This is a genomic window from Gordonia sp. CPCC 206044 (genome assembly GCF_048537895.1).
Classification (GTDB): Bacteria; Actinomycetota; Actinomycetes; order Mycobacteriales; family Mycobacteriaceae; genus Gordonia.
Map to the genome: position 1 here is coordinate 38,230 of NZ_JBCLVL010000007.1, position 11,948 is coordinate 50,177.

Annotated in this window: 10 protein-coding genes; 5 read left to right on the plus strand and 5 right to left on the minus strand. The window is 65.7% G+C overall.

Features of this window, described 5'->3' with window-relative positions; genetic code table 11:
* Positions 1-20: 20 nt before the first annotated feature.
* Positions 21-518 (minus strand): MarR family winged helix-turn-helix transcriptional regulator, encoded by a 498-nt coding sequence (locus tag AAFP35_RS12645; RefSeq protein ID WP_419221980.1) that lies wholly within the window; start codon positions 516-518, stop codon positions 21-23.
* A gap of 64 nt (positions 519-582) precedes the next feature.
* Between AAFP35_RS12645 and AAFP35_RS12650 the strand changes: the two genes are divergently transcribed.
* Positions 583-1,713 (plus strand): FUSC family protein, encoded by a 1,131-nt coding sequence (locus AAFP35_RS12650; protein WP_419221981.1) that lies wholly within the window; start codon positions 583-585, stop codon positions 1,711-1,713.
* 163 nt (positions 1,714-1,876) lie between these two features.
* Entirely contained in the window at positions 1,877-4,051 is a 2,175-nt protein-coding gene (locus tag AAFP35_RS12655; RefSeq protein WP_419221982.1) for a glutamine synthetase III, read from the plus strand.
* A gap of 47 nt (positions 4,052-4,098) precedes the next feature.
* On the opposite strand, the gene AAFP35_RS12660 is transcribed toward AAFP35_RS12655, so the two are convergent.
* Both AAFP35_RS12660 and AAFP35_RS12665 read right to left on the minus strand, forming a co-directional pair.
* Complete coding sequence (locus AAFP35_RS12660) at positions 4,099-4,554, minus strand: SRPBCC family protein (protein WP_419221983.1); 456 nt, start codon at positions 4,552-4,554, stop codon at positions 4,099-4,101.
* A gap of 11 nt (positions 4,555-4,565) precedes the next feature.
* Positions 4,566-6,197 carry a PucR family transcriptional regulator gene (locus tag AAFP35_RS12665; protein ID WP_419221984.1) on the minus strand — a complete coding sequence of 544 codons (1,632 nt, stop codon included), beginning with the start codon at positions 6,195-6,197 and terminating at the stop codon, positions 4,566-4,568.
* A gap of 102 nt (positions 6,198-6,299) precedes the next feature.
* Here AAFP35_RS12665 and pruA point away from each other — a divergent pair, with 102 nt between their 5' ends.
* From pruA to AAFP35_RS12680, 3 genes are all read left to right on the plus strand, one after another.
* Complete coding sequence (pruA, locus tag AAFP35_RS12670) at positions 6,300-7,940, plus strand: L-glutamate gamma-semialdehyde dehydrogenase (protein ID WP_419221985.1); 1,641 nt, start codon at positions 6,300-6,302, stop codon at positions 7,938-7,940.
* A gap of 81 nt (positions 7,941-8,021) precedes the next feature.
* The gene (locus tag AAFP35_RS12675; protein WP_419221986.1) at positions 8,022-8,972 is read left to right on the plus strand and encodes a proline dehydrogenase family protein; all 951 of its coding nucleotides are present in this window, start codon (positions 8,022-8,024) and stop codon (positions 8,970-8,972) included.
* Between the two features lie 96 nt (positions 8,973-9,068).
* A complete protein-coding gene (locus tag AAFP35_RS12680; protein WP_419221987.1) occupies positions 9,069-10,673 on the plus strand; it encodes an AAA family ATPase in 1,605 nt (534 codons plus the stop codon).
* Positions 10,674-10,727: 54 nt separating this feature from the next.
* Here AAFP35_RS12680 and catA read toward each other — a convergent pair whose 3' ends face one another.
* Entirely contained in the window at positions 10,728-11,597 is an 870-nt protein-coding gene (catA, locus tag AAFP35_RS12685; protein ID WP_419221988.1) for a catechol 1,2-dioxygenase, read from the minus strand.
* A gap of 52 nt (positions 11,598-11,649) precedes the next feature.
* A complete protein-coding gene (gene catC, locus AAFP35_RS12690; protein ID WP_419221989.1) occupies positions 11,650-11,934 on the minus strand; it encodes a muconolactone Delta-isomerase in 285 nt (94 codons plus the stop codon).
* Positions 11,935-11,948 lie beyond the last annotated feature (14 nt).

Here is an 11,948-nt window from a genome sequence, read left to right on the forward strand (position 1 = left end):
GCGCACCGGGACGAGAGGTATCAACCCCCGATCGCCTCGGACACCTTGCGCAACAGCGCGGCGAGTGTCTCGCGTTCGACCGGGGTCAATCGCGACAACGCCTGCTCGTCGTCGGCGAGCCGACGTGGCAGTTCGGCATCGACCACCCGCCGTCCCTCGTCGGTGATCTCGAGCAGCACCACACGGCCGTCTCGCTCGGACTTGCGACGCACCAGCAGACCCCGGCGCGAGAGGCTGTCACTGATCTTCGTGATCGAGGCCCCGCTGAGAAGTGTCGTCGAGACCACGTCGGAGGCCCGAAGCGGTCGGTCCACGCGAGCGAGTGCACCGAGCACGTCGTACTCGGACCGGCCGATACCGTGCGCCTCGAGGTTTCGGTCGAGCCGACCACTGCTCACCGCGGCGATGTTCTGGATGCGGCCAAGCACCCCGATCGGCGCGACATCGAGTTCCGGATAGGCCTGCGCCCACTCCTGCTGGATGCGATCGACGAGATCCGGTGTATCTGACGTGGTCACCCTCATAGCCTAGAACAGTCCGCGTGATTACTTCACTAGTGAAACAGTGGTAAAGTATAAATCCATGGCCACTCCCACCTCCGTCGATCAGGTCCGGCACCGCCGCGGCGCACTCGCACACGCGATGAAGCCTTCCGTGTGGCGGTCCACCCTGGCAGTCGACATGAGTCGGACGGGCTTCGCAGTCCCGTTTCGGGTCGGCATCGCCGTGGGCCTCGTCCTCGTCGTCGGAGGCCTGACCGGCCAGCGCGACGTCGCGGGTTTTGCCGCCCTCGGCGCCTTGATCTCCGCGTTCTGCCGCCCCGACCCCTATCGGGTGCGCACCGGCCGCCTGGCGGTGCTCGGCGTGGCGACGGTCGCCTCGGTGGGTGTGGGGGCGTCGATCGGTCTCGCGGACGCGCCGCTGACAGTGGAGATCGCGGTGATCGCACTGCTCGGCGGTGCGGCGGCCCTGCTCGTCGGGGCGCTGCACATCACCGGCCCAGGGGCCGTGGTCTTCGTATTCGCAGCCAACGGAGCCGTCAGCTTCGCGCACACGACGGGAGACCTCACACGCGCCATGGTGGCGGCCGCGATCGGCGCCCTCGTCGGTGCCGCCGCATCGCTGGCACCCTGGATCGCCGAAGGGGTTCGGTCTCGCCTGCGTCCCGCGGCCTCGCCGGACCCGGCCGTCTCGGCGCCGACGGTGCGCTACGAGTCCATCCGGACCACTCTCACCCGTCGTCCCGGAAACGATCTCCTGGCCAACAGCTTTCGCATCGTGGCGGGGATCGCCGCGAGTGCCGCGATCGCCACGGCGATCGGGCTGTCACATCCGATGTGGGCCGCCATGGGCGCGATGGCGGCCATGCAGGGCGTGCGGTATCACGTCACCGTTCAGCGCGGGCTGCAACGCTTGATCGGCAACATCGCCGGCGGGGTGATCGCCGCCATCCTGCTCGGCATCGGACTCGGATACTGGCAAGCGGTGATCGCGATCGTTGCCTGCCAGATCGTCGCCGAGATCATGGCGCCTGCCAACTACGCGATCGCCTCGACGGCGGTCACCCCGATGGCGTTGCTGCTGACCGCATTGAGTGCCGGACTGACTCCGGATGCGGCACTCGACCGAGTCGCCGACACCTTGATCGGGATCGTCGTGGGCATCGTGATCGCCGCTGTCACCATCACACGGCAGGATCGGTTCACCGCCTGATCCGGGCAGCGAATCGTCCACCTCGACCACGTTTTCGCGGCCGCAACACCGGGGAAACCACCCGGGTACATCGAGCTCATAGCGTCATATCGCTCGCAACACCACGAAACGTCCCCGATGCACCCCTGACGCCGCGGACGAGGTGTCGATCCGAGGAGTGACGATGAGTGGCAGCATGTCCCGACGACAGGCGATCGAGGCGGTGACCACCTACTCGGTGGACACCGATGGCTTCTCGGAACCGTTGGCAGAAACGTTCGGCCGTAACGTCTTCACCCTGTCGGTGATGAAATCACGATTGCCCAAGAACGTCTTCACAGCGGTCTCGGCAACCATCGACAAGGGCGCGCCGCTCGATCCCACCCTCGCCGACTACGTGGCGTCGGCGATGAAGGACTGGGCAATCGAGAAGGGCGCCTCCCATTACGCGCACGTCTTCTACCCGCTCACCGGCTTCACCGCCGAGAAACACGATTCATTTCTGGAACCCGATGGCACCGGCGCGTCGTTGGCCGAATTCGCGGGTAAGACCCTTCTTCAGGGCGAACCGGACGCGTCGAGCTTTCCGAACGGCGGTCTGCGCGGCACCTTCGAAGCCCGCGGTTACACCGGCTGGGACGTGACCAGCCCCGCGTACATCTCGGAGAATCCGAACGGCAACACGCTGTGCATCCCGACCATCTTCATCTCCTGGACCGGCGAGGCCCTGGACAAGAAGACACCTCTGCTACGCAGCCAGCAGGCGATGAGCAAACAGGCAATGCGCGTCCTGAAACTGTTCGGCCACAGCGATGTCGACACCGTCGTCTCGTTCGCCGGGGCCGAGCAGGAGTACTTCCTCGTCGATCGCCACTTCTACTTCGCCCGCCCGGACCTGATGACCGCCGGACGAACCCTGTTCGGCGCCAAACCGTCCAAGGGCCAGGAGTTCGACGACCACTACTTCGGCGCCATCCCCGATCGCGTGCTGGCCTACATGATGGAGCTCGATCGTGAGCTGTTCAAGCAGGCCATCCCGGCCAAGACACGACACAACGAGGTCGCGCCGGGCCAGTTCGAGATCGCACCGATCTTCGAACGAGCCAATCTCGCCCACGACCATCAGCAACTGATGATGACGACCATGAAGAAGGTCGCCGAACGGTACGGCATGGTCTGTCTGCTGCACGAGAAGCCGTTCGCCGGCGTCAATGGTTCGGGCAAGCACGTGAACTTCTCGCTGGGAAACGCGAACCAGGGCAATCTCCTCAACCCCGGGGACACCCCACACGAGAACGAACAGTTCCTGGTGTTCTGCGCGGCGATCATCCGCGGTGTGCACAAATTCGGCGGCCTGCTGCGCGCCTCGATCGCGTCGGCGTCGAACGACCATCGTCTCGGTGCGAACGAGGCGCCGCCGGCGATCATCTCGATCTTCCTCGGTGACCAGCTCATGGACGTGTTCGATCAGATCGCCAAAGGTGGCGGTGCCACGTCGAGCAAGGAATCCGGAGTCCTCGAACTCGGGGTGGACACGCTTCCCCCGCTACGGGCCGATGCGGGCGACCGCAACCGGACGAGTCCGTTTGCATTCACCGGCAACCGTTTCGAGTTTCGCGCACCCGGATCGAATCAGTCCATCGCAGACCCGATGATCGCGATCAACGCGATGCTCGCCGAGTCGCTCGATCACATCGCCACCTTCCTGGAGAAAGAGGTCGCCGACGGCACCGAGTTCAATGCCGCCGTGCAGAAGGTGCTCGAGGAGATCATCGTCGAACACGGAACGGTCGTGTTCAACGGCAACGGCTACGCGCAGGAATGGCAGGACGAAGCCGCATCCCGTGGCCTGTTGAACCTGCGCACCACCGTCGAGGCGATCTCCCAGTACGACGAGCCGGACATCAAGAACGTGCTGAGCCAGTACGGAATCCTGAGCAACAGGGAACTGCAGGCCCGCAAAGACGTCGTGCTCGAGCAGTACTCACTCGCCCTGCTGGTAGAGGCGAAGGAGACCGTGGAGATCGCCAAGACGATGATCTTGCCTGCCGCCAATCGCTTCCAGGGCGAATTGGCCGGCACCGCAGCACATCTGCGGGCAGCCGGTATCGAGACCGAACACCCGGCCTTGCTGACCCTGACCAAGAACATCAAAGACCTCTACGCGGTGTTGCTGGGGCTGGAGGATTTCATCGATCAGTTCCACGGCGACACCGTCGAGGACGAGGCGCAGTACGCACTGACCAACCTCATCCCGGCGATGTCGGCCGTGCGCGCCGTCGCCGACAAGTTGGAAAGTATTGTCGCCGATGATCTCTGGCCGTTGCCGACTTACCACGAAATGCTCACTATCCTCTAGGGTGTGTCTCCCGATTCCACTGCGAGGGATTGGGAGACACACTCCTCTCACGTCGAGACGAGCGCTTCGAGCTCTGCCAGGGACCGCCGCGCGTACCCGCCCCACAACCGTCGGATCACCGGGGCGGTGCGCGCGGCCGTCGCGGACCGGAAATGCAGATCCCACCGCCAGGTGACCAACGTGCCCTCGGGGTGGGGATCGAAGGTCCATTCGCCGTCGATGTCGGTGATCAGCGCACCGAGTGGGCCGCGTGGTCGGGTCAGTCGGTAACCGAAAGCGTGTGGGCGGTCGACGCGCGTCAGCTCCTCGGTGAATCCGCCTCCGGCGGACTGGATCACGGTACGCGTCTGCCCGACGGATCCCCATCCCTGCTCATCGCCGACCGTCTCTCGTACCGGCCCGATGGGCCCGTACCAGTGCTTGAACAGCTCCTCGAGGGGCACCGGAAGGGTCCGGTCGAAGGCCGCTTCGACCGCAACAGGCACCACGCGTGCACTGGTCATGCTCTCCACCATCAGGTGGTCCTCTCCTCGACGGTCGATCCGGCTCGCAGCGACAAGGCCACCACCAACCGCGTCGCCGGGTCACCGAGGTCCATCCCGGTCAACATCTGCAGCCTCCGGATGCGGTAGCGCAGCGTGTTCGGATGGACATGCAGCGCCGCTGCCGCCGAGCTTACGTCGCCGAAATGATCCAGGTAAGCCCGAAGCGAGCCGGTGAACTCGCTGCCGGTCCGGTCGTCGAGCTCGGCGAGTTCGACAACGCGACGATCGACCAACGCCGGATTGGCGGCAAGATGCGCGACGATCTCCCCGAGCAGCACACCGGTCCGCGACTCCTCGACCGTCGTCACCCCCGCGATCAGCTCGCCCTGGTTCTCCGCGGCATCGAGGACCCGATCGACCTGGGTCCGCAGGACAGGCACCGACGTCAGCCCGTTCCCGGGTCCACCCACCACCGCGCGGGAGCTCACGGAGAACTGCCGCTCGGACGCCGAGACGGCGGAACGAGCCCAGATCACCGCCGCATCGGTCTCCACTCCCGGCAGCACCACGTACACCCGCTGACCCACCATCGCGGTCACCGACAACGGACTGCGCGCACTCGCGTGCAGTGTCAACGCCGACACCACGCCGGCGCGATCGATGCCGTCGACGCTCGCCCCGATGGTCGCGAACCCGACGACGACCATCGGGACATCGGAGGCGATTCCGAGCTGTGCGCCCAGGTAGTCGGCGTCGATCACCTCGCCACGCGTCCCCAGCAACCGGCGCACCAGCTCGTCGTGGACCGATCCGACGGCTCTGCGCCGGGAGATCATCCGAGCGGCCACCGCCGAGGCGCCGGTCAATATCTCGTCGGTGTCGGCGGCCAACGGCGCGCTGCCCTGCTGCAGCCACAGCACCCCGAGAAACTCACCCGGGCCGTCGGGTCGACGAATGGCGATGGCCCGACGCGGACGCAGACCGAGGTCGTCACGCTCCTCGACGACCACCACGCCGTCGGTGGTGCGTAACGCGTCCATCACTCCCCACTGTCGGAGCCAGGCGAGCATCTCCGGCGGACCCTCACGCCCGAGAATCGACAGCCTGCGCAGTTCGTCGGCCTCGTCGCCGGCACTGCTGTATGCGAGGACGTGCGATCGTTCGTCCTCGATGCTCACCAATCCCCCGGTCCTGCGGGCGATCTCGCCGGCGAGCTCGAAGAGGTCACCGATCGCGCCGGATCTCATCGACTCCCCCGCGGGCGCCGGCTCGGCAGCAGCCTGCCCCTCGAGGACCTGCATCACGAGGTGATAGATGCGCTCCCAGCGGGCGCGCGGATCGATGGCGATGACCGCGATCCGGGCGGTCTCGGCGCGTTCCACGATCCGCTCGGACGGCGACTTGCACAGGATCGCGACCGCGCCGTGCGTACCGAGCCCGGACAGCCAGGTGACGATCGCGTCGTCGGGGACGCCGACGAACAGGAACAACTCTGCACCGCGGGCGGCCTGCCCCAAGCCGAGATGCACGTCGTCGACGTCGAGCAACGCGGCCGACGACACCCGCTGGTCGAGACCGTCGGGCGCGGACACCAGCGTCGCGACCGTGCGATCCAACGCAAGGATCAGCCGGCCCAGGGTGACGCCCCACGGCGTGGTCATGGAGTCCAGTACACCCCATGTTGTCCGATCGGACGAGTAATGCCGATCAGAATTGTCCGAATCGACATATCGGGGTGTCTGCGCGCATTGTCCACTGAACCCATGGACGCCATCACCCATCCTCCGCACCCGACCAACGAGCCGGTGCACACATACGCGCCCGGGACACCCGAACGCGATCGGATCACCACCGAACTCGCCCGTCAGACCGAAGCCGACCCGGTCGATCTCCCGCATGTCATCGGTGGCCGAGACCATCACGGCGCCGGCACACGCATCGACGTGGTGCAACCACACGCGCACCGCGACGTGCTCGGCACGATCGCCGACGCGACGCACGACGATGCGCAGGCAGCTGTCGCGGCTGCCACGTCCACCGCACCCGATTGGGCCGCGGCCTCGTTCGACGAGCGAGCGGCAGTTCTGCTGCGTGCCGCCGACCTGCTCGGTGGACCGTGGCGGGAGCGGATGGCCGCGGCCACCATGCTCGGGCAGTCGAAGTCGGTGCAGCAGGCCGAGATCGATGCGCCGTGCGAACTCATCGACTTCTGGCGTTTCAACGTCGCGTTCGCGCGCGAGGTGCTCGCCGACCAACCCATCTCCTCGCCCGGCGTCTGGAACCGGATCGATCACCGGCCGCTCGACGGCTTCGTCTACGCCATCACGCCGTTCAACTTCACCGCGATCGCGGCGAACCTGCCCACCGCGCCGATACTGATGGGCAACACGGTGATCTGGAAGCCGTCACCCACGCAGGCGTACGCCGCGGCCGAGACCATGCGGTTGCTGCAGGCGGCCGGTCTGCCGGACGGCGTCATCAACCTGGTGCACGGCAACGGGATCGCCCTGTCCGAGGTCCTGCTCGCCGACGAAAACCTGGCGGGCATCCACTTCACCGGGTCGACGACGACGTTCCGCCACCTGTGGCGGGAGGTCGGCGAACACCTCGACGGTTACCGCAACTATCCGAGGATCGTGGGCGAGACCGGTGGCAAGGACTTCATCGTCGCGCACGCCTCGGCCGACCCGGATGTGTTGCGAACCGCCCTCATCCGCGGTGCGTTCGAGTATCAGGGCCAGAAGTGCTCGGCAGCGTCGCGCGCGTACATCCCCCAGTCGGTGTGGGGACGGATGGGTGATGACTTCCTCACCGAAGCAAGCGAATTGACCTACGGCGACATCCGTGACCTGTCCAACTTCGGTGGTGCCCTGATCGATCGGCGGGCCTTCGACAAGAGCGTCGCGGCGATCGACCGCGCCAAGACGGTCTCGCACCTCACCGTCGCCGCCGGCGGCGGATACGACGACAGTGAGGGTTGGTTCGTCCGGCCCACCGTTCTGCTCTCCGACGACCCGACCGACGAGGCCTTCTCGACGGAGTACTTCGGTCCGGTCCTCTCGGTGCACGTCTACGACGACGCGGACTGGGAACACACTCTGCAACTGGTCGATTCGACGGCACGATACGCCCTGACGGGATCGGTGATCGCCACCGACGTCCACGCGGTCGCCGAGGCCTCGACCGTCCTGCGACAGGCGGCGGGCAACTTCTACATCAACGACAAGCCGACCGGTGCCGTCGTGGGCCAACAGCCCTTCGGCGGCGCGCGGGCCTCCGGCACGAACGACAAGGCAGGCTCGAAGGCCAACCTGATGCGTTGGACGTCGACCCGCACCATCAAGGAGACCTTCGTCCCGCCGACCGAGTCCGCGTATCCACACATGGCGCCGCCGACCCACTGATCTGGTCCGTTCACGTCTGCAGATAACCGGGCGCCGGCCCGTACAGCCATGCCCGACGCCCCACTTCCCAGGAGGCACACCGTGAGCACACTCTTCGACACCGCGTTGCGCCCGGTCATCACCGCGGCCGCAGGCAGCGAACGCATCAAGCACACATCACAGCGGCTGCCGATCACCCGACGTGTCGTCGATCGGTTCGTCGCCGGAGAGACGCAGGCCGACGCGCTGGCCGCGGTCCGCGACGCGGTCGGGACCGGATTGTCGGTGACCGTCGATCATCTCGGGGAGGACACCACCGACGAGGCGTCGGCGGTGGCGGTCGTCGAGGCCTACCTGTCGCTGATGGAAGCCATGTCGGCGCTGTGCGGTCCGGAAGCGGGTTCGCTCGAGGTCTCGATCAAGTTGACCGCCCTGGGTCAGGCACTACCGCGGCACGGCCGCAAGATCGCCGAGGAGAACGCCCACATCATCTGCGCGGCAGCGCATGCCGCAGGCATCCTGGTGACGGTCGACGCCGAGGACCACGCGACCGTCGCAGAGCGCCTGGACATCGTGGCATCGCTGCGCCGCGACTTCGACGATGTCGGCACCGTACTGCAGGCCTATCTACGGCGCACCGAGGACGACTGCCGGGATGCCGCCGCAGCGGGGGCACGCATCCGGTTGTGCAAGGGCGCCTATGCCGAACCGATGTCGGTGGCATTCGGGGAACGCGCGACAATCGACGAAGCGTACCTGAGGTGTCTGCGAATCCTGATGAAGGGCAACGGTTATCCAATGGTGGCCAGCCACGATCCGGTCATGATCGCGGCCGCACAGGAACTCGCCGTCGAGCGTGACCGCGCGTGGGACTCCTGGGAACACCAGATGCTCTACGGCATCCGCACCGACGAGCAGAAACGGATCGCCGACGACGGGATGCGGATGCGTGTGTACATCCCCTATGGCGCCGAATGGTACGGCTACTTCGTGCGACGACTCGCCGAGCGACCGGCGAATCTCGGTTTCTTCGCCCGCGCACTGATCGGGTGACAGCGATCACGACTCACCGTGATTGATGGCCACCCGTTATCAATGCGCGCAAATTGACTACTGGTATCTACCTAATACCGCCGATAACCTGGGAAGATGCTAGTCGCACCCACTGATCTGGTTGCCGCGACGTCCTCCGATGACCTCTCGCCGGCACGCAAGCAGGCACAGTCGTGGCGGTCACCGGAGATCGCGATCGTGGACCGGGATCTCACCGACACGGCGCTCGTCGATCTGGTATCGACCGCGGAGACGATCGGCGACGAGTCGTTCGCCCGTGCGGTGACCGCGATCCAGAGTGCTCGCGCCGGATCGTTCGCGGCGATCCCACACATCGACGCCGCCGCCGAGATCCTCCTCGGTTTCCTCCGCTCCGACCTCATCGACGGTTGGCTCTACGTCCGCGAATCAGACGGGTATCTGCACCCCTATCTCGTCATGGACATCACGCTCGAACACGCGGACCGGACGCATGGACCACGGATCAAATTCACCGCAGAGGCCGACAACGCGACCGTCAAACGACCATCGCGCAAACCACGTGTCCTCTATTTCGAGGAGACAGAGATCGTCGGCAAGTCCCCCGCCGACGTGTTGTTGGCCGGCGGCGCGTACAAGGAGACGACAGATCTCAAAGCCGAGTACCAGGCCCGACGCGACCGATATCAACGCATCATCGACGACGGATTCGGGCAGCAGTACACGTTCACGGGTCGGGTCATCCGGACCGACGACTACCGATCACCCAACAAGCGTGAGAACCGCAAGGTCGTCCACGACGTGGCGCCCGGCGAGATCGCCGCGTTGCGCACTGTCGCGCCGTCGATCCTGTTCCGGGGCGGCGACTCCTATGGGTCCGTACCGGTCATCACCGCGGTCCGAGTCTTCGACCTCGGCGCCCAGGATTTCCTCGATGTGAACACCGGTGACCTCATCGAGTACGTCTATGATCCGAAGCTGCAGGACAAGCTGGTCCTCCCCGACGAGCAGCGCGAACTGCTCGACATCCTGACCACGGACATCTCGGTGTTCACCGGCGACATCATCGACGGCAAGTCGGCAGGAAACGTCGTCCTCGCCAAGGGGCGGCCCGGCGTCGGCAAGACCCTGACCGCCGAGGTCTATGCGGAGGTCACCGGCCGGCCGCTGTACTCGATCCACTCCGGCTCACTGGGCATCACCGCCGAACTCGTCCGCAAGAACCTCGAGGTCATCTTCGACCGCGCCAAGCGTTGGGATGCGGTGTTGCTGCTCGACGAGGCCGATGTCTTCGTGATGGAGCGCGGACTCGATCTCGGACAGAACGCCATCGTGGCCGAATTCCTGCGCACTCTCGAGTATTTCGACGGCCTGCTATTTCTCACGACCAATCGGATCGACGGTGTCGACGAGGCCATCTTGGCTCGCTGTGCGGCCATCATCGAGTACCGGCCACCCGCCGCCGAGGATGCCCGCCAGGTCTGGCAGATCCTGGCCTCGGGCAACGACGTCGTCCTCGGAGACGACCTCCTCGAAGATCTCGTCGGCGGATTCCCCGACATCACACCGCGTGACATCAAGATGCTCCTGCGACTCGCGTTGCGGATGGCTCGACACCGCGGGGTTGAACTCGACAGCTCGGTGTTCGCCGGCAGCGCGAGATTCCGTGGGCTACACTATGTCTCACCGGCTGAACGGGTCCCACCGGCTGAACCGCGCTGAGACACCAAGACGGGCCGTCCCCGCACTCGGAGGAAGGCCCGTCTCGGCCCGAGATCAGGCCTCGGGATCGAGCACGAAGTCGTACTCCACGACGAAGCCCTCGCCTGCCGGGTTGTCCTTCGGATCGAGCATCAGTTCGGGCTTGACCGCCGACGCGATGTCGTCCTGGTTGTGCGGGTCACCCGGGAAGTACAGCTGCGAGGTGATCAGCTCATGGCCGGGGGCACTGACCTTGAAGTGCAGGTGAGCCGGACGCCACGCGTGCCAGCCCGCCGCCGCGATCAGCTGGCCGCAGGCCCCGTCGGTCGGGATCATGTAGGGCGCCGGACGCAACGTGTGGATCTCGAAGCGCCCGTCCTCGTTGGCGATCCACGTACCGCGCAGATTCCACTCGGGAAGTCCCGGTGCGAATTGAGAGTAGAAGCCGAGATCGTCGGCGTGCCACAGTTCGAGTTTGGCGCCCGACAACGGTGTGCCGTCCACTGCGCGCACCTGGCCGCTGAACACCAGCGGGTTGCCGGGCTCGTCGTCGCGCATCGGGATGGTCCCGTTCCACGGCAGTTCGGGTGAGCCCTCGATGTAGTAGGGCCCTTCGATGGTGCCCTTGCTGCCCTCGCGGTGCTCGCTGGCAACCTCTTCCACCGAATGCTCCAGCCACACATCGAGGAACAGCGGCCACTCGCCGTCGGCGCCCACCTTGATCAGCCATGCCTTGAGGGCGTTGTACTCCTCGTAGCTGACCTTGTCCTCGATGATGGTGTCGTTGAGGAGTTTCACCACCTTCGACGCCAGGTAGTTGACCCGAGCGGTGTCGACGACGCCTGCACGGCCGCCGGTGGACATGCGCTCCTGGAAACGGGCCGAGGCGTTCGCGCCGGACTCGGCGGCCTTGGCATTGACTTCGGAATCGAAACTGGTGGTCATGGTCGTACTCCTTTGTGGCGGCCTGAGGGCTGACGCTGCGGGTGAGGGCCGGTCAGCCCGCGGCGATATCCGATGGGTGGGTGGCCAAAGGGGTCACCTTGATGGTCATGTAGGCAAAAAGCGGAAGGCCCGACAGAATGGTGTGCAGTTCGTCGTTGTCCGCGACGTCGAACACCGAGAAGTTGGAATACTCGCCGACGATCCGCCAGATGTGCGGCCACTTGCCCGACCGCTGCAGTTCCTGCGAGTACGCCTTCTCCCGCGCCACGGTCTGCGCCCGGGTGTCCGGGTCGAGGTCGTGGGGGATGTTCACGTCCATTCGTACGTGGAAGAGCATGTTGCGTCGTTCTC

What these genes read in the sequence shown, in the direction of transcription:
- AAFP35_RS12650 (WP_419221981.1), top strand. Translation starts at nt 583, where the DNA reads ATGGCCACTCCCACCTCCGTCGATCAGGTCCGGCACCGCCGCGGCGCA.
- AAFP35_RS12655 (WP_419221982.1), top strand. Translation starts at nt 1,877, where the DNA reads ATGAGTGGCAGCATGTCCCGACGACAGGCGATCGAGGCGGTGACCACC.
- AAFP35_RS12660 (WP_419221983.1), bottom strand. Translation starts at nt 4,554, where the DNA reads ATGACCAGTGCACGCGTGGTGCCTGTTGCGGTCGAAGCGGCCTTCGAC.
- AAFP35_RS12665 (WP_419221984.1), bottom strand. Translation starts at nt 6,197, where the DNA reads ATGACCACGCCGTGGGGCGTCACCCTGGGCCGGCTGATCCTTGCGTTG.
- pruA (WP_419221985.1), top strand. Translation starts at nt 6,300, where the DNA reads ATGGACGCCATCACCCATCCTCCGCACCCGACCAACGAGCCGGTGCAC.
- AAFP35_RS12680 (WP_419221987.1), top strand. Translation starts at nt 9,069, where the DNA reads ATGCTAGTCGCACCCACTGATCTGGTTGCCGCGACGTCCTCCGATGAC.
- catA (WP_419221988.1), bottom strand. Translation starts at nt 11,597, where the DNA reads ATGACCACCAGTTTCGATTCCGAAGTCAATGCCAAGGCCGCCGAGTCC.
- catC (WP_419221989.1), bottom strand. Translation starts at nt 11,934, where the DNA reads ATGCTCTTCCACGTACGAATGGACGTGAACATCCCCCACGACCTCGAC.